This is a genomic window from Gordonia jacobaea (assembly GCF_001186365.1).
Taxonomy (GTDB): domain Bacteria; phylum Actinomycetota; class Actinomycetes; order Mycobacteriales; family Mycobacteriaceae; genus Gordonia; species Gordonia jacobaea.
The window spans coordinates 587,789-605,227 of record NZ_LDTZ01000013.1; the positions used below are offsets into that span (position 1 = coordinate 587,789).

A 17,439-nucleotide genomic window follows, 5' to 3' on the forward strand; every position below is an offset into this window, starting at 1 on the left:
CGCGAGCACCAGACCTGCGCCCAGAGATATTGGGCCCACAGACAACGAGACGTGACCTTGCGCCCCACCACCGAGATGGCAGGAAAGACCGAATGAGTTCAGCTTCGACGATCAGAAAACTGGCCAAGAGCGAAGAAATGTTCGCCGCGACACACAACTTCGTCGGTCTCGGTGCGCACCTGTCAGGCCCGCTGGACGTCGACGCGCTGGCCGATGCTTTCGACACCCTGCTCGACGTTCATCCCGTCCTCGGTGGACATCTCGAGCAGACCGAGGACGGTCGCTGGGAGATCGTGGTCGACGACCTGATGCATCCGGGCATCATCGTCGTCGACAATTCAGATACCGAGATCACGCCCATCCACTTCGATCAGACCGAAACGCTGGTCCATCTGCGGGTGATCGTCGGAGACGACACGGTGCAGGCGACCCTCTATGTCCACCACGCCCTCGCCGATGGCCACCATCAGTTCAGTCTCATCGAAGAACTCTTCTCGTACTACACCGATCTCGTGACAACCGGTGACATCCGTCCCGGCAAGATCGAGCCCGCGCCTGCGTCGTTGGAGACGGTGTTGTCCGAACGCGGCATCACGAAACTCGCCCGCTCCGGACTCGAACGCTTCATGCCCGCATTGTTTGCGTACGACCTGCCTCCGTCACGGCGTTCGGCGTCCGCAGAACGCCCGCCCGCACCGATCCGCGTACCGATGGCGTGGTGTCAGCTCTCGGCTGAGCACACGGCCGCCATTACCGCGTACGCGCGCAATCACAAGATCAGCCTCAACGGGGTGCTGTCGGCGGCCATCCTGATGGCAGAGTGGCGATTACGAGGCGAGCGCGCGATCCCCGTGCCCTACATCTACCCGGTCGACCTTCGCTACATCCTCAGTCCACCGGTAACCGCGACTGCTGCGACCAATCCCGTGGGCGTCGGCACCTTCCTCGCCGAGATCGACCGCAGCACAGACGTTCTGAAACTGGCTCAGGCAATCGCCGACGCTTATCGCACCGACCTCGATGAGGGGGTCATCGCGCAGTCACTACTGCACTTCACACCGCAGTACGACGGCAATCCACCCGGACTTCCCGATGTGGTGATGATGACGGACAACGGCATCATTCCACCCATGCGTACGCCGAGCGACATCGAGTTGGTCGCGGTGCACGGCGAACTGCACTTCCAGGTGGCCGGCGGTATCGAGATGTACACGAGCAAGATCTTCGCCGGTCAGCTCATGGTGGAATACCACACCCACGGACCAGAACCGGAGCGTTCCATCGCGGCAGTCGAGCAGTTGCTCATCGAACTCGCCGACGCCGCCGTCGCAAGCAGCGTCGGCTGAGGATCAGAAAGCGAATCGATGGTATTGCAACGACTTTCGAGCAGCAGGCATCGCCCGCGTCACAGCTCCGGCGGTGCGAAACGAACCGCGCACCCGATCGAAGGTGGGTGCGTCGAACAGCGTGGTGTCGTCGACACTGCGCAGGCCAGGGACCTCGTCGAGCACGTCTGCGGGATCGTTGACCGCCCAGTGCAGCGTCGAACCGGAACGCCTGTTGAGCATGTGCATCTTCTGTGTCTTGATGGCCAACCAGTTGTAGAAGTCGATCTGGATCTCGCCGGAATCGAATCGGTCGACCACGCGTCGCAGCAACGCGGTGCCCTCGTCCTGGGTGAGGTACATGCTGATGCCCTCCGCGAGAAACAGCACCGGCTTGTCTGTCGGGATCTTCTCCAACCACGACGGGTCGGTGGCAGACGTCTTGATGAGCTCGTAGTCGGGGCGCGTCGGGTAGATCTGTTCACGGAGGGCGATCACGTCGGGAAAATCGCAGTCGAACCATCGCACCTCGGGGCCCGGATCGAGTCGGAACACCCGCGCGTCGAGACCACACCCGATGTGGATGACCGTCGCCTCGGGGTGTGCGGCGAGGAATTCGCGTGCCCACATGTCGTACAGGGCGGTCCGTACTGTGACGATCGGTGCCCACTTCGCCGTGACTTTCAGGTCACTCCAATCGAAGTCGAGTCTGCCGACCGCGTCCCGTGCGAACGTATCGCCGAGAACTGGCTCGTCGAACTGTGCATCGAGGGATTTCAGGTACAGGGTGGTGAGCATGGTCTTCGCGGCACCGGTGAGGTCTACTGCGGCCTTGTCGGTCATTCGCAACACACTAACGGGAGAATGCTCTCGGCGCCATCACGGCGGATCACATCAACTGGCCGTGCGAAGCGAATGCATAGTTCCTCGAATAGTCCACTCCGATTTCCTGCACGCATACGAAAGGGTTTCCGGTGATCGATACGCCAACCACCGAAGGGCGCAAAAGCCCCCGCGTGCTGATGCTCTATTACAGCTACTCGGGACAAACTCGTCGGCTACTCGACACCGCCGCAGCAGAATTCGCGACGCGCGGGTACGACGTGACGAACGCCCAGATCGGATTCACAGACGCTCGATATGCCCGTCGATTCGCTCGATTTCCCATGCGTAACGTCTGGCCGGACATGCTCAGCGTCCTGCCGGCACAAGTAGCCGGAAAGACCGGTGATATCTCGATTCCCCGAGAAGTGAGCGAAACCCCTTATGACCTGGTGTGCATCGGTTCTCCGACGTGGTGGAGCAAAGCGTCCATGCCGATACGCTCATTTCTGAAAACTGACGAAGCACGAAACCTCCTCGCGGGCACACCCTTCGCGACGTTTGTCGTCTGCCGCGACAGTTGGAAGGGCAATCTCGACGAGGTGCGCAAGCTCGGCCAATGGCAGGGCGGCCACTACATCGGAGGAATGCACGTCGAGTATCCCGGCGATCAGGTCCGTTCGATGTTGTCTCTCACCAGCTTTCTCGGCTCGGGGGAGTATCGCGAGTCGTACCGCGGCGTCCGGCTGCCACCGACCAACGTGCAGCCCGAGCACCTTGACGAGGTTCGCGTTTTCGCAGCGGGACTGGCAGATCGGCTGATGGGGGAGAAGGTCTGATGGCGCGTGAATTCGAGGTCGAGGTCTCGTCGTCGGCAACGCCGGAGCAGATTCTCGCAGCCTTCGGGCGCACCGAGTACTGGCACGACAGATTCGCGGAGTTCGACAACCACACGGTTCTCGACGATCTCACCGTGGACGGCGGCCGAACCGAGGTCGTCACGGTGCAAGACCTGGGCCACGATGCGCTGCCATCGCTGTTGACCAAGGTGTACCGTCGCGGCCTGACGATCCGTACGACCGAGACCTGGGTGACCGTCGAGAAGGACGTCGTCCGTGGGGAACTCGTGGTCGAGGTCACCGGCGCACCTGGGTCCGGCGGAGGTACGGCCGAGATCGCCCCCGACGGCGACGGCTCTCGCATGACATTCTCCGGTGTGGTCGCAGTGCCCGTTCCGCTCCTTGGCGGAAAGATCGAAAGCCATGTCGCACAGGAGTTCACACTCCACATACCGGTCATTCAAGAGTTCACGACCGAGTGGGTACGGACCCATGACTGACGCGAAACGACCGTCGGCCAGGACGCCGGAACCGATTCCGAGCACCGACGAGGCACTCGACCGACTGGCCATGCCACTCGACGCGGCAATGATGACGCAACGAGCGATTCGACGGGTGTTGCCCGATCCGGTCGACGACGCCGTCGTCCTCCGATGTATCGAGCTCGCGCTCCAGGCGCCGACCGGAAACAACGGGCAGCAATGGGAGTTCGTCGTCGTCAAGGATCGTGAGATCAAGCGACGATTGGCGAAGCGCTATCGACAGGCATGGAATCTGTACACCCGCTTCGCGCTTCGCTACCTGGTACGACAGGACCCGGCGACCGCACGCACGGTCAAGGCCGTGCAGTGGCAGGTCGACCATTTCGAGGAGATACCGGTACTGGTGATCGCGTGCCTACGGCTTGGCGTGAGAGAGGGACGGGTCACCGGACTCCGGATGCCGCACCCTGCAGAGTCGGGCTATTGGGGATCGATCTATCCCAGTGTGCAGAATCTGCTGCTCGCCGCCCGAGCGATGGGTCTCGGAGCGTCGCTCACCACGATGCCCCTGTGGAACCTGACGTCGGCACGTCGGATCCTGCAGTTGCCCGCCAACGTCACCCCGGTATGCGTCGTCCCTATCGGGTGGCCTCGCGGCCGCTACGGGCCGTCGACGCGCCGCCCGGTGGGAGAGGTCACGCACCTTGACGGTTACGGCGTGCGCACCTGGCTTCAGCCGCTCGACGCCACAACCGAACCCGACGAGTCGACCCGGCGGCCGACAGCAGACACGTCGACGGAAGACCCGGAGACAAGTAGCAAGATCACGAATGTTTCTGTCCCACAAGCGTAACGGCGACAGCGTCGATATCGATAAGGTACTGAACCCTTCTCGGCAGACGTGCCAAGTGACGCCGTCGCGACAGAGAGCCGACCCATGAGCAGAGGAACGACACCCACGATGTCCACCACCACGTCCACCACTTCGAGAGCCGGCCGCCGCGGCGCCGTCGTTGCCGCCGTCGCGGGCGCAGGTCTTGCGGTGACTTTGGGCGCGCAGCTCGCGGGTCCCGGGGCGCAGGCGCATGCGGCTGGTTCAGTAGCCAATATTCCAGCCAACGTGTACGAGACGCTGGCGAACATGCCCGCAGTGCAATACCAAGCACTGCAGCAGACGACGAAGGCGTTCAACGACTCCGGCAACTGGTGGCTCTATATCCCGACGAATGTCGTCGGATTCGATCAGCAGGACTACGAGAAGGTGGCTGCGATCAGCCTCCTTCTCATGCCGATCCCGAAAGTGGCTGCGGCTCAATCGGATCAGTTGTGGATGACATTGGCGACGTTCGCACCGATGACACCTAATTGCACCGGAGTGCCGGGGCCGTGCAGCGATCCCCTGTATTTTCTGCAGTACGGCCAGGTCCCGATGTGGCAGTTGCTGAGTCCTGAGGGCTACACGTTCCCAGAGATCCGCAACACGATCGATCCGGACAGCGAGTACTACACCGCGGCCGATGGTCAGCAGGTAGCCATCCAGCCGTGGTGGTCGGGTCAGACTGTCCACCTCGACTTCCTCGGGCCCGCAAAGGCGGTCTGGGAGACTCTCACCGACGATCCATCGGGGAAGATCGAACAGGGTCCGACGGCGCAGCAGTGGGCGCAGGCATACCGCGAGTTCGGTACTGCAGTCTTCAACGGCCTGAACCCGTTTGTCGACGGAACCTATTGTCTGCCCTGCCAATTGTTCGGCACCGCCGGCGCTCCCGGATCGCTACCCAAGTTCGCGTTGTTCGGGAAGTACTACACGGCGTTCAACCTCGGACAGAAGCTGACCGAACAGGACTGGAGCCTCAACCCACCGTCCGACTACGACCCAACCGACCCCACCCGCGAAGACTACGTGCCTGTCACCAACATCTGGACCAAGGCCGCCTGGGATCAGATCTTCACCGATGGCGTGACATCGACCCGCGATTCACTCGCGCTGATCCCACAGTTGCCGACGATCATCCCGCAGAATCTCGCGACGTTCGGCGACCAGCTCGATGAGTTCTCGAAGTTGTTGGCTCACAACATAGTGGCCAACATCGACGGCCTCGCCACCGCGGGTGGAGCGACGTTCGGTTCCGCCGAAGAACTGGCGGAGATGATCAAGGAGTCGTTCGTCAACGCGCTGCCGTCAGCGACCACAGGCGACAACGGCCGTACGTCGAGCACGCTACGCAGCGTGGTGCCGACGACCGCGGCGAAGACAGCTGTGACCCTGACCGCCGACGAGGCTCTTCGCGGAAGCAAACCGCTCGCATCCGACAGCAAGTCGGCGGATCAGGACATACCGACGTCGGGTCCCGGCGCGGAGCCATCTGCCGCTGCGCCGGAGCCTGGTTCGCCGTCAACCCAGTCGCCGACCACTGTCTCCCCGTCACCGACACCGTCTCCAACACCACTGCCGAGCACCACTCCCGACGAGACGACTTCGGCACCAGCGCATTCCACACCGGAGCACTCGACACCATCAGAATCGGAGCCGACAGAATCGTCGCCGGACGCGGGGCAGACGTCCTCCGCGCCGAGCGTAGGCAAGCATCGTGCCGATGACGGTTCCGGGTACACCGGCAAGCATCGCGCCACAACGGGAACGTCATCCGATAGCGGCGCGTCGACGAGTTCGGCCGGCGGTTCTACCGGCGCGGCGGCGTAACGGCTTTCGCCATGTCCCGGTTCGGAATGTCCCCGCTTGCAGTGTCACCGTTTGGAACGCTGACCCTCACTGATCGCGGTCACGATCTTGTCGCTTCCCGACAAGCGTGCCAGACGGGCCGCGGTGTCCGGGGCGAACGCCCCCACAAGGGTTGCCGCGCGCAGACTGACCGGTGCCACGGTGGTCTCCGCACGGTTTCGTTCGATTGCTCGCACCGTGGCGCGAGCAACTTGCGCCGTGGTGCGAGTACCCAAGCGGGGCAACGACACTGCCGAATCGGCGATCATGCCCGCGTCCCTGACCGGACCGGGGAAGATCGACGAGACACCGACGCCGTGAGGGCGCAGATCGTCACGCAAGCCGAGCGCGAATCCCCGAACACCGAATTTGGTTCCGTTGTAGAGCGCTGTGCCTGCCGACGCCGATTTGCCCGACAACGACGACATGAAGACCAGGTGTCCTCGTCGTCGTGGAATCATCTGTTCGGCAATCAATTTCGCGAGAATGACCGGGGCGCGCAAGTTGACGTCGATGGCCCTGTCGATCTCGTCGTTCGTGTATTCGGTGATCTCTCCCGACGCCGGCACCCCTGCGTTGGCGATCAGAATGTCGATGTGCCCCGCCTCGCGCACCAGTTCGGCGGGTCCGCCGGGAGTTGCCAGGTCGACCGCAATCGCATTGCCGCCCAATCGCTTTGCGAGCTCGGAGATCACAGCGTGCCTGCGTCCGGTGAGGATCAAGCGGCCTCCTTTTGCGGCCATCGCGTTGGCGAGCGCCTCGCCGATGCCGCCACTGGCTCCTGTGATGAGAACGTTCGCCCCGGAGATATCCATACTCACGAGAATAGAGCTTGACTATGACGAGACCACCGGAATCAGACCAAGGTCCCACGACGTCGACAACGCCGTCGGGGTACCGTGCCTCCATGAACGAAGCGCAGTACGACGTCATCATCGTCGGCGCCGGTTTCGGCGGAATCGGTAGCGCTATCGCACTCAAACGGTTGGGGTTCGAGAACATCGTCATTCTCGACCGTGAAGATGACCTGGGCGGAACCTGGCATGTCAACCGCTATCCAGGACTGGCGGTCGACGTCCCGTCGCCGACATTCTCGTTCTGGTTCGAGCCAAACCCGAACTGGTCCAAGCTCTACGCACCAGGACCGGAACTCAAGCGATACGCGGTCGATGTCGCAGACAAATACGATGTTCGACGCCACATGCGGTTCAACACAACGGTAAACGGTGCGAGGTGGGACGAGGACTCGTCGACCTGGCAGGTTGCGGTCGACGGCGGCGAAACGCTCACGACGCGTTTCCTCATCTGTGCAACAGGATTTCTGTCACAACCGGCAAAACCTGATATTCCCGGCCTCGACTCATTCGCCGGACATATCGTCTACACCTCGCGCTGGGACGACGACTACGATTTCGCGAGTAAGCGCGCAGCGATGATCGGGACCGGTTCGACTGCCGTGCAGGTGATTCCGGAACTCGCCAAGGAAGTCGGCGATTTGACGGTGTACCAACGGACGCCGATGTGGGTCATGCCCAAACTCGATCTTCCGATTCCGGCTCCTGTCCGTGGACTGTTCGCCAAGGTCCCGGCGACACAGCGCGCGGTGCGCTGGGTGACCGACGTGACCCAAGAGATGCTGATGCTCATCGCGATGTGGAAGTACCGCAGGTTTCGATCGCTCAACGAGAATGCGAAGAAGCTCGCAGCACTTTTCCGCTTTCTTCAGGTCCGCGACCGCGGGGTGCGCCAGGCATTGACGCCGACATACGACTACGGCTGTAAGCGGCCAACCGTGTCGAATCAGTATTACCGGGCGTTCGGCCAAGACAACGTGCATCTCGAGACGGCGGGAATCGACCACATCGAGCCTGACGGAATCGTGACGCGCGACGGACGCAAGACGACAATCGACGTACTACTGCTCGCAACCGGCTACGACGTGTGGGAGGGGAATCTCCCAGCCATCGAGGTGATCGGTCGAGATGGGCGGAACCTCGGAAAGTGGTGGCGCGACACAGCTTTTCAGGCTTACGAAGGTGTCTCGATCCCGTACTTCCCCAACTTCCTCAACTCGGCGGGACCGTACTCGTGGGTGGGGTTGTCGTGGTTCACCACTGTCGAGTGCCAGATGCGACACATCGCACGACTCTTCGGCGAGCTACAACGTCGAGACGCAACCACTTTCGAGGTCACCGAGGCAGCCAACACCAGGTTCTTCGACGACATGACCACCAGAATCGCCGATTCGGTGTTCGCGCTCGGAAACTGCGCGACGTCGAGGTCATATTGGTTCAACAGCAAGGGCGAGACGCCGCTGTTCCGTCCCACGTCGGTGAACGAGGCGGTAACTGCCCAGGACTCGTTCCCACTCGATGACTACGTGTTCGACCGGACCTGATCCTCACTCGTGTGTGCGTCGGTATCCGGCGCCGGTGGCCTCGACCCGCAGGTGAGGTTCGCGCGGTGATCCGCATCCGCGCTCGCACCCCACCCAGTGTTCACGCTCGACGACCGGAAGCCCCGATTCGACGCGTTCGCTCACGTCGGTGCGTACCTCGGCCAGGCCACTCGAGCAGCCGGGTGCGCCGGCACAGCTGCTGACCCGTGTCCACGGCGACGCGGCGTCGAAGATCAGTCCCATCGGAGCGAGAACCCGCACCACGGTCTCGGCGACGCCCTCACCGAGGTCGCAGACGAGGATTTCGCGGTCGGGGGTGAACACCACCGGCGCTTCGACGGCTGCGACGAACTCGGCGAGTCGAGCAGGCAGGCGCCCGAGTTCGACCACCGCTCCGAGCAGCACGCGACCGTCGTCCTGATCGAACCAACCCACCCGAGGCTCGTCGGCTGTCATGGCGACGGGGGAGCGGTCGAGCGGCGGGTCGAGTCGGCTCCGAGTCGCTGCGATCAGATCGAGGCGCGCGGACGCAGGGAGATCGGCTATGCGCCACGCACCGTCCGCCGCTTCGAGGAAATCCTGCGCGACGCTCAGCATCACCTGCGCAACGGCAGATTCCTGGGCGACCGAGCCTGCGATCTCGCCGTCGACGACGATGTCGAAACCGGTCGTTTCGTCGATGCGGATGCGCGCGATGGCACACACGTCGGTGCCGCCACCCACGATGTCGGTGTGCCCGTCGTCGAGGCCGAAGAGGAACCGTCCAGATAGTGCCGTGAGGCGCCGATCCGAGCGGAGCGCGTCGTCGAGCTCGTGCGCCAGAGGGCGTAGATCAGTGAGGCCACCAAGTCGCCCGGTGAAGGGACTGACCTCGATGTTGCGTACCTTTTCGTGACTGGTGCTCGGTACCAGGTCGGCGTCGACAAGGGCGTCGGCGACAGCGTCGACCTCTGTGATGCCGCGTATCTGCACATTGGCACGCCCCGTCAGATCGAGGAAACCGTCGCCGTACTGCGAGGCCACACCGGCGAGTACAGCTAGTTGCTCCGGCGTGATCGAACCTCCGAGCAGGCGAACACGCGCCAGTGCGCCGTCGGCCGCCGGATGCGGGGTGAAGACTCCAGGGCATCGATCAGACGCTGGTCGCCCCGACGGCAACTCACCAGTGAGCTCACGGGACTGGCCGTCTGCAGAAGAAGAGTCGGGGTCACGCACGGTATCCAGCGTAGGCGTCGGCGGTACACAGCGGCCGCACGCGGGACGTGTGCGGCTGTGTCGGAACGCACTGCACTAGGCTGAGCCGCACGAGGTGCGCGGAAGCCGGTGCGATTCCGGCGCGGTCGCGCCACTGTGACGCGAGAGCCAACGGGCTGCCGCGAAGCCAGACCTGCGACCTCGGACCTGTCTCGGCCCTGTCCCACCTGTCTCCGCGCGAGTCGGAGTCCGAGGAGTTGCGATGATCCTGCTGCTGTCCACGTCGGACACCGACCTCATCACCGCTGACGCCAGCGACGCGGAGTATCGCGTCGCGAATCCGTCGCGGATCCTGCTCGACGACGTTCCCGGCATGGTCGCCGACGCCGACCTCACCGTCGTACGCATACTCGGTGGGCGTCGCGCCTGGGAGGAGGGACTCGATGCCGTCCTCGCGGTCGGGAAGCCGGTGGTCGTCCTCTCCGGAGAACAGCAACCCGATCCCGACCTGATGGCGCTGTCGACGGTGCCCGCCGGTGTGGCCGCAGACGCCCACAACTATCTCGCCTTCGGCGGCGTGCCCAACATCACCAACCTCCACAACTTTCTGTCCGACACGGTGTTGCTGTCCGGGAACGGGTTCGAACCCCCCGAACAGACTCCCGGCTGGGGAGTTCTCGAGCGGCAGCCGACCAGTGCCGTTCCCGACACCGCGCCGGCGATAGGCGTCCTCTACTACCGAGCGCAGCATCTGGCGGGGAACACGCGGTACGTCGAAGCACTGTGCGCAGCAATCGAGGAACAGGGCGCGCGGCCGATTCCGATCTTCTGCGCTTCATTGCGTACCGCACCCGACGACCTCATCGAGTTGCTCGCCACCGCAGACGCACTGGTGGTCACCGTCCTCGCTGCCGGTGGTGCGACACCCGCCACGGCGTCGGCCGGCGGAGACGACGAGGCGTGGAACATCGAGCGCCTCGCCGCACTCGACATCCCGATCCTGCAGGGGCTGTGCCTCACCGGGCCACGAGCCGACTGGGAGGCCAACGACGACGGACTCTCGCCGCTCGATGTCGCCACGCAGGTGGCCGTTCCGGAGTTCGACGGCCGCATCATCACCGTGCCGTTCTCCTTCAAAGAGTTCGACGAAAACGGGCTGCCCTGGTACCAGCCAGACAGTGAGCGATGCGCTCGGGTCGCCGGAATCGCGGTGTCACACGCCCGTTTACGGCATATCTCGCCCGCGGATCGTCGGATTGCACTGATGTTGTCGGCGTACCCGACCAAGCACGCACGTATCGGTAACGCCGTCGGCCTCGACACACCACGCAGCCTCGTACGCCTGCTGCACGCCCTGCGCGCCGTGGGCTACGACATCGGCCCGGAATCGGGTCCGGACGCGATTCCCGGTCTGGCCGAGAATGACTCGGACGCACTGATTCACGCGGTCATCGACCGGGGCGGCCAGGACTCCGACTGGCTGACCGAGGAGGCCTTGGCTGCCAACCCGATTCGCGTCAGCGCCGCCGACTACGAGCGGTGGTTCGCGACGCTGCCGGATGAACTGCGGCACGACGTCGAACAGCACTGGGGGCCTGCGCCAGGCGACCTCTTCGTCGATCGATCGCAGAGCTCCGAAGGCGAAATCGTCGTCGCAGCACTGACATTCGGCAATGTGGCCATCATGGTGCAGCCGCCGCGAGGGTTCGGCGAGAATCCTGTCGCGATCTATCACGACCCCGACCTTCCGCCATCGCATCACTACCTCGCCTCCTATCGCTGGCTCGCGGGTAGGGCCGGTGCCGCACAGGACATCCCGGGCTTCGGTGCCGATGCGATCGTGCACATCGGCAAACACGGCAACCTCGAGTGGCTGCCGGGCAAGACACTGGGAATGTCGGCACAGTGCGGCACCGATGCCGCACTCGGCGACGTCCCGCTGATCTATCCGTTCCTGGTCAACGATCCGGGCGAGGGCACCCAGGCCAAGCGTCGAGCACACGCGGTACTCGTCGACCACCTGATCCCCCCGATGGCGCGGGCCGAATCCTACGGCGACATCGCGCGACTCGAACAGCTCCTCGACGAGCACGCGAACATCTCGACTCTCGATCCCGCGAAACTCCCCGCGATTCGCCAACAGATCTGGACGCTGCTGACCGCCGCGAAGATGGACCACGATCTCGGCCTCACCGAACGGCCCGACGAAGAGGTCTTCGACGACATGCTCCTGCACGTCGACGGCTGGCTGTGCGAGATCAAGGATGTTCAGATCCGCGACGGCCTCCACGTCCTCGGTGAACCACCCGTAGACGACGCCGAGGTCGATCTCGTTCTCGCGATGCTGCGGGCACGCCAACTATGGGGCGGCACAGAGGCTTTGCCCGGTTTGCGCGAAGCCCTCGGACTCGACGAAGGCGCAGACTCCGTGCGTACCGACGTCGACACCGTCGAAGCCACCGCCCGCGATCTCGTGGCAAGGTGCGCCAAAGGGGAGTGGTCGGCGTCGGCAGTCGAGGACGCGGCGGCAGGCCACCCCGCCGCTGTCGGCGACGTATTGCGCTTTGCCGCAACAGAAGTGGTCCCGCGGTTGCGGCAGACCGCTGGAGAGATCCCGCGAATTCTGCACGCACTCGACGGTGGCTTCATTCCCGCGGGCCCGAGCGGTTCGCCGCTACGCGGACTGATCAACGTGTTGCCGACGGGCCGCAACTTCTACTCCGTCGACCCCAAGGCAGTTCCTTCTCGGCTCGCGTGGGAGACCGGACGAGCGATGGCCGACAGCCTGCTGGAACGGTACCTGACCGATCACGGTGAATACCCTGCCTCCGTGGGACTTTCGGCGTGGGGCACCAGCGCCATGCGTACCTCGGGTGACGACGTCGCCGAGATCCTGGCACTGCTCGGCGTCATGCCGATCTGGGACGAGGCGTCGCGGCGGGTCCGCGATCTCGAACTGATCGACCTCGACGAACTCGGTCGCCCACGCATCGACGTCACCGTCAGGATCTCCGGATTCTTCCGGGACGCGTTCCCACACGTCGTGACCATGCTCGACGACGCCGTCGCACTCGCGGCGTCGGCCGACGAACCCGACGACCAGAACTTCGTCGCCGCACACGCCCGTGCGGCGCTGGCCGAGCACGGCGACCAACGTCGGGCGACGACCAGGATCTTCGGCTCCAAACCCGGAACCTACGGTGCGGGGCTGTTGCAACTCATCGATTCTCGCGACTGGCGCAGCGACGAGGACCTCGCACGGGTCTACACCGAATGGGGCGGCTACGCCTACGGACGCGAACTCGACGGCATCGCCGCAGTCGACGACATGCGCTCGGCGTATCGCAGGATCAAGGTGGCCGCGAAGAACACCGACACCCGCGAGCACGACATCGCCGACTCTGACGACTACTTCCAGTACCACGGTGGAATGGTGGCAACGGTCCGAGCGCTGACCGGCAAGTCCCCGGAGGCATACATCGGCGACTCGACGCGGCCCGACGCCGTCCGAACGCGCACGCTCTCCGAGGAGACCAGTCGGGTTTTCCGTGCACGGGTCGTCAATCCCCGGTGGATCTCCGCCATGCAGCGACACGGGTACAAGGGCGCCTTCGAGATGGCGGCCACCGTCGACTATCTCTTCGGGTACGACGCCACGACCGGCGTCGTCGCCGACTGGATGTACGAGAAGCTCACCGAGTCCTACGTACTCGACGAACGCAATCAGGAGTTCATGAATCAGTCGAATCCGTGGGCACTGCACGGCATCGCTGAGCGTCTCCTCGAAGCCGTCGACCGCGACATGTGGGAGGCGCCGCCCGCCGACATGCTCGACCAGTTGCGGGCGGTGTACCTGCAGGCCGAGGGCGAGATCGAGGGCCGGTCGGAATAGCCGCCGGCCGGGACCGGTGCTAGCACCCGGATTCGTCGAGCGCCGCCTCGAGCACGTCGCCGAAGACGTCCGGGTACATCGGCAGGCTGTGGTGTGTTGCATCGGCAACGATCTCGACCTGCGTACCCGGCCACGTGGAGTGGACGTTCTCAGCGATTCGAGCGACATCGTGCACCCGACTCTGCTTCGCGAGGATCACAGTGCGGCGCCTGACCTCCGGTCGCACGGACCGCAGACGCCGAGGTATGACGAGCTTCGTCGTCGGCATCGTCGCGCCGAGTGCGGCGACATCTGACCACTGCTCGTCGAGCGGTCTACATCCGGTTTCCCATTCGAGAAACCTGCGTTCACGGTTCTCGTTGGGAGACAAGAGAATAGGCAATGCATGGGCGAGGTACTCGGGGCGCATGCCACCGAAGACCGAGTTGGGTTCAACCAGGATCAGCCCGTCCGTCGGGAACCCACCACCGGCGAATGCGAGAGCGATCATCGCCCCATACGAGTGGCCGATCAACGTCGGTTCGTCGACACCGAGTGTCGCCACCGTGACGGCAAGCCAATCCAGGAGGTCGGGGACCGACGAGATCGGCGTGCTCGAAGGTATTGATGCACCGACCTGGCCTGGAATGTCGACTGCGTAGACACGGTGTCGCCGACTGAGTTGTCCGATCACCGAGTACCACTCCGTCAGCGTTGCCCCTGAACCCGAAAGCAGGACGAGTGGTCGACCTGAGTCGGGTCCCGAGGCGACGACGTGCGTGTTGCCGTAAGGCGACGCGAGATCGAACCGCCGGGTGCCCGGCGGCCAACGATTCACCAGCGCGTCGTAGGCCTCGGAGAATCGTCGGCCTATGGGAGAGGCCAGGAAGGTAGCGGTCTCGCTCATATTTACCTCGATAATCTAGTTACTTGCTCATCAAGCTATATCAAGCCGGCGCTAAGGTCGAGAACCGTGACTTCCCGTGAGCGCGCGGATGAGAGCGGACCGCGCTATCTGCTGATCCGCCAGTTGCGCACACTCATGACCGAGCTGGACATTCGAGGAGCGCGGTTCGCGAGAACGGTGGATCTTCATCCAACCGATCTGCGCGCGCTTATCGCGCTCCTCGACGCTGAACGCGACGGAGTGCCTGCGACCCCGGGCTGGCTGGGAAGGAAGCTCGGGGGAGTGAACTCGGCAACCATCACGTCGTTGCTCGACCGACTCGAACGTGCCGGCCTCGTCGAGCGCACCGGCGACCCGGGGGATAGGCGCAGAGTTCTGCTCTCCGTTACCGAGCGCGCACGTGACACGGGTCGAGAGTTCTTCGGGACACTCATCGACGACGCGCTGACAGCACTCGCCGAGTTCGACACCCACGAACTCGACGTCATCGGACGGTTCCTCGAAGCAATGCGCAGTGCGTCTGACCGGAGCACGGACGACGAGCAGGGCACTACGTAGCCGGTCCGGGTTGGGCCCTGAACGCAAGCGGTTACGTGGCCCCGGCGCGGGAGCAAAATCGGGTGCTCGTTCGTTGGACGGAGTGAATGGCATATATCCGGGGCGGCGTCGGGTGTCGAAACCCACCTGCATCGGACCAGAAAGGCACACCCATGCGCTTCCCGTACTTCCTCGTCTACCTGGTGATCGAGATCGCCGTGTTCGTGGCCATGGTCATGACACTCGGCTTCGCCTGGGCGGTTTTGATCACACTGCTGGCTTCCTTCGTCGGATTCGTCATCCTCCGTTGGCAGGGCCGCAAGGTGTTCGGTGAACTCCGCCGCGCCTCACGAAACGAAGTCGACGCACGAGCCCCGCTCGCCGACACCGCCGTGGTCGGCGCCTCGTCGATCCTGCTGATCGCGCCTGGCCTGGTCTCCACGGTTGTCGGAACCATCGCACTCCTTCCGCCGACGCGACGTGCCCTGCGTCCGGTGCTGGCTGCAGTCGGCGCGCGCACGATGATGTCGGCAATGGACCGGGCAGGCGCCTACGGCCAAGCCGGGGTCAGGCGAGGAACGGTCATCGACGGCACCGTCGTCGACGATCCGACCTACTCAACACCGAACTCCTCGACCTCGGCCGAGCAGCCGCAGCTCCCGCGGGGCCACTGACACACCAGGGTCCCCACAGGGGCACACTGAACAATCGTGGCAACCGAACTGCTCCTTGGTGGGACCGTCTATTCCTCCGCTATTCCTGACGCGACTGCCCTTGCGGTCACCGACGGCGTAGTGACCTGGGTGGGTACCGACGACGTGGGGAAGGCCCTGCACCCCGATGCTTCCGTGACCGATCTGGAAGGGCTTTTCGTCGCACCCGCATTCGTCGACTCACATGTGCATCTGACGTCGACCGGACTCGCGCTCACCGGGCTCACTCTCAACGATGCCGTGTCGCGCACCGATTGCCTTCGCATGATCGCGGACGCGGTATCGACCGTCGGCGAGGGCGACCTGATCTGGGGCCGGGGCTGGGACAGCTCGACATGGTCGGGCGCCGAGGCCTTCGACGGCCGGTTCCCGACAACTGCCGACATCGACGCGATCGTCGGCAACCGCCCGGTCTATCTGGCTCGAGTCGACGAACACTCCGCCGTGGCCTCGACGGCGCTGCGCCGCCTGGTCGTCGGCTTGGAGGACGCACAGGGCTATCACCCCGACGAGCCGCTGATCGCCGAGGCGCACCACCTCGTGCGAGGAGCCGCACGATCGTTGGTGAGCCCCGCGTCGCGCACCCGCGCACAACTGCGCGCACTCGACGCGGTCGCATCGATGGGGATCGTGGCCATCCACGAGAACGGCGGGCCGGAGATCAGCGGTCTCGACGACTTTCTCGCCATCGGCGGACTCGATCATCCCGTCGAGGTCCGACGCTATTGGGGGCAGGCGGCCGAGAACGCCGACCACGCGCGCGAACTCGTCGCGATCGCCGGCGCCGACGCGCTCGGCGGCGATCTCTTCATCGACGGTGCGATCGGCTCACGGACCGCATGGCTCCTCGAGCCCTATCACGACGCCCCCGACGTCACCGGTATCGACTACCTCTCGCCGGACACGGTTCTCGACCACCTACGCGCATGCACCGAGGCCGGGCTGCAAGCCGGCTTTCACGTGATCGGCGACGCGGCGACGGCGACAGTGGTTGACGCGCTCGACGCACTAGCGGCCGAGTTCGGCACGCCCGCGCTCGCGTCGCGCGCTCACCGCGTCGAGCATGCGGAGATGGTCGACGCCGCCCAGGCTCAGACCTTGGCCGCGTGTGGTGTCGTCGCGAGCATGCAACCGCAGTTCGACGCAGGGTGGGGCGCACCGGGCGGCCTCTACGCGCAGCGCCTCGGCAACGAACGTGCCTCCCGCATGAACGATTTCGCCACGCTCGCCAAAGCTGGCGTGGCACTGGCATTTTCGTCGGATTCACCCGTCACCGCGATGGATCCGTGGGCGACGATACGTGCGGCCGTCCACCACAATCAGCAACGGAACGCGATCTCGGCTCGCGGTGCGTTCGCAGCCTCGACGCGAGGAGGCTGGCGCGCGGGAGGAACCAATGACGGACTCACCGGCACATTGGCGGTCGGCGCACCGGCGAGCTACGCGGTCTGGGAGGTCGACGAACTCGTCGTTGCCGGATCGCACGAGAGCGTTCAGCGCTGGTCGCTGGACCCTCGGTCCCGTGTGCCCGCACTTCCCGACGTCTCGCCGGGCAGCCCGCTGCCGCGGTGTGTGCGGACTGTGCACCGTGGTCGTGACATCTACCGCGCCGAGGGTCACTGACCAGTG

At 64.4% G+C, this 17,439-nt stretch carries 14 protein-coding genes; 10 read left to right on the top strand and 4 right to left on the bottom strand.

Features of this window, described 5'->3' with window-relative positions; genetic code table 11:
• Positions 1 to 92: 92 nt before the first annotated feature.
• The gene (locus ABW18_RS02620; protein WP_049697397.1) at positions 93 to 1,346 is read left to right on the top strand and encodes a phthiocerol/phthiodiolone dimycocerosyl transferase family protein; all 1,254 of its coding nucleotides are present in this window, start codon (positions 93 to 95) and stop codon (positions 1,344 to 1,346) included.
• A 3-nt stretch (positions 1,347 to 1,349) separates the two neighbouring features.
• On the opposite strand, the gene ABW18_RS02625 is transcribed toward ABW18_RS02620, so the two are convergent.
• Positions 1,350 to 2,168 (bottom strand): class I SAM-dependent methyltransferase, encoded by an 819-nt coding sequence (locus tag ABW18_RS02625; protein ID WP_049697398.1) that lies wholly within the window; start codon positions 2,166 to 2,168, stop codon positions 1,350 to 1,352.
• A gap of 179 nt (positions 2,169 to 2,347) precedes the next feature.
• Here ABW18_RS02625 and ABW18_RS02630 point away from each other — a divergent pair, with 179 nt between their 5' ends.
• The 4 genes from ABW18_RS02630 to ABW18_RS02645 all read left to right on the top strand — a co-directional run bounded on the left by ABW18_RS02630 (position 2,348) and on the right by ABW18_RS02645 (position 6,172).
• Complete coding sequence (locus ABW18_RS02630) at positions 2,348 to 2,986, top strand: flavodoxin family protein (RefSeq protein ID WP_049697539.1); 639 nt, start codon at positions 2,348 to 2,350, stop codon at positions 2,984 to 2,986.
• The gene (locus ABW18_RS02635) at positions 2,986 to 3,486 is read left to right on the top strand and encodes a DUF2505 domain-containing protein (protein ID WP_049697399.1); all 501 of its coding nucleotides are present in this window, start codon (positions 2,986 to 2,988) and stop codon (positions 3,484 to 3,486) included. The genes ABW18_RS02630 and ABW18_RS02635 overlap by 1 nt, the downstream gene beginning before the upstream one ends.
• A complete protein-coding gene (locus ABW18_RS02640; protein ID WP_083444281.1) occupies positions 3,479 to 4,321 on the top strand; it encodes a nitroreductase family protein in 843 nt (280 codons plus the stop codon). Before ABW18_RS02635 ends, ABW18_RS02640 begins: the two co-directional genes overlap by 8 nt.
• Before the next feature lie 108 nt (positions 4,322 to 4,429).
• Entirely contained in the window at positions 4,430 to 6,172 is a 1,743-nt protein-coding gene (locus ABW18_RS02645; protein WP_049697400.1) for a hypothetical protein, read from the top strand.
• Positions 6,173 to 6,216: 44 nt separating this feature from the next.
• Here ABW18_RS02645 and ABW18_RS02650 read toward each other — a convergent pair whose 3' ends face one another.
• Entirely contained in the window at positions 6,217 to 7,005 is a 789-nt protein-coding gene (locus ABW18_RS02650) for an SDR family NAD(P)-dependent oxidoreductase (RefSeq protein ID WP_049697401.1), read from the bottom strand.
• 92 nt (positions 7,006 to 7,097) lie between these two features.
• Between ABW18_RS02650 and ABW18_RS02655 the strand changes: the two genes are divergently transcribed.
• Positions 7,098 to 8,588, top strand: a complete 1,491-nt coding sequence (locus tag ABW18_RS02655; RefSeq protein ID WP_049697402.1) for a flavin-containing monooxygenase — start codon at positions 7,098 to 7,100, stop codon at positions 8,586 to 8,588.
• A 3-nt stretch (positions 8,589 to 8,591) separates the two neighbouring features.
• Here the strand turns inward: ABW18_RS02655 and cobG are convergent, their stop codons facing one another.
• Positions 8,592 to 9,803 (bottom strand): precorrin-3B synthase, encoded by a 1,212-nt coding sequence (cobG, locus tag ABW18_RS02660; protein WP_083444282.1) that lies wholly within the window; start codon positions 9,801 to 9,803, stop codon positions 8,592 to 8,594.
• A gap of 241 nt (positions 9,804 to 10,044) precedes the next feature.
• On the opposite strand from cobG, the gene cobN reads away from it, so the two are divergent.
• Positions 10,045 to 13,674, top strand: a complete 3,630-nt coding sequence (cobN, locus tag ABW18_RS02665; protein ID WP_049697403.1) for a cobaltochelatase subunit CobN — start codon at positions 10,045 to 10,047, stop codon at positions 13,672 to 13,674.
• 19 nt (positions 13,675 to 13,693) lie between these two features.
• Here the strand turns inward: cobN and ABW18_RS02670 are convergent, their stop codons facing one another.
• Positions 13,694 to 14,560 carry an alpha/beta fold hydrolase gene (locus tag ABW18_RS02670; protein WP_049697404.1) on the bottom strand — a complete coding sequence of 289 codons (867 nt, stop codon included), beginning with the start codon at positions 14,558 to 14,560 and terminating at the stop codon, positions 13,694 to 13,696.
• A 66-nt stretch (positions 14,561 to 14,626) separates the two neighbouring features.
• Here ABW18_RS02670 and ABW18_RS02675 point away from each other — a divergent pair, with 66 nt between their 5' ends.
• From ABW18_RS02675 to ABW18_RS02685, 3 genes are all read left to right on the top strand, one after another.
• On the top strand, positions 14,627 to 15,118 hold the full coding sequence (locus ABW18_RS02675) for a MarR family winged helix-turn-helix transcriptional regulator (protein ID WP_053117329.1): 492 nt from the start codon (positions 14,627 to 14,629) through the stop codon (positions 15,116 to 15,118).
• Positions 15,119 to 15,270: 152 nt separating this feature from the next.
• Positions 15,271 to 15,771, top strand: coding sequence for an FxsA family protein (locus ABW18_RS02680; protein ID WP_049697405.1), 501 nt, complete (start codon positions 15,271 to 15,273; stop codon positions 15,769 to 15,771).
• Between the two features lie 36 nt (positions 15,772 to 15,807).
• Positions 15,808 to 17,433 (top strand): amidohydrolase, encoded by a 1,626-nt coding sequence (locus tag ABW18_RS02685; RefSeq protein ID WP_049697406.1) that lies wholly within the window; start codon positions 15,808 to 15,810, stop codon positions 17,431 to 17,433.
• The last annotated feature ends 6 nt before the right edge of the window (positions 17,434 to 17,439 follow it).

Excerpts from the sequence above, each read along its gene's own strand:
- cobN (WP_049697403.1), top strand. The coding sequence starts at position 10,045 with ATGATCCTGCTGCTGTCCACGTCGGACACCGACCTCATCACCGCTGAC.
- ABW18_RS02630 (WP_049697539.1), top strand. The coding sequence starts at position 2,348 with ATGCTCTATTACAGCTACTCGGGACAAACTCGTCGGCTACTCGACACC.
- ABW18_RS02635 (WP_049697399.1), top strand. The coding sequence starts at position 2,986 with ATGGCGCGTGAATTCGAGGTCGAGGTCTCGTCGTCGGCAACGCCGGAG.
- ABW18_RS02620 (WP_049697397.1), top strand. The coding sequence starts at position 93 with ATGAGTTCAGCTTCGACGATCAGAAAACTGGCCAAGAGCGAAGAAATG.
- ABW18_RS02650 (WP_049697401.1), bottom strand. The coding sequence starts at position 7,005 with ATGGATATCTCCGGGGCGAACGTTCTCATCACAGGAGCCAGTGGCGGC.
- ABW18_RS02655 (WP_049697402.1), top strand. The coding sequence starts at position 7,098 with ATGAACGAAGCGCAGTACGACGTCATCATCGTCGGCGCCGGTTTCGGC.
- ABW18_RS02680 (WP_049697405.1), top strand. The coding sequence starts at position 15,271 with ATGCGCTTCCCGTACTTCCTCGTCTACCTGGTGATCGAGATCGCCGTG.
- ABW18_RS02640 (WP_083444281.1), top strand. The coding sequence starts at position 3,479 with ATGACTGACGCGAAACGACCGTCGGCCAGGACGCCGGAACCGATTCCG.
- ABW18_RS02625 (WP_049697398.1), bottom strand. The coding sequence starts at position 2,168 with ATGACCGACAAGGCCGCAGTAGACCTCACCGGTGCCGCGAAGACCATG.
- ABW18_RS02645 (WP_049697400.1), top strand. The coding sequence starts at position 4,430 with ATGTCCACCACCACGTCCACCACTTCGAGAGCCGGCCGCCGCGGCGCC.
- ABW18_RS02670 (WP_049697404.1), bottom strand. The coding sequence starts at position 14,560 with ATGAGCGAGACCGCTACCTTCCTGGCCTCTCCCATAGGCCGACGATTC.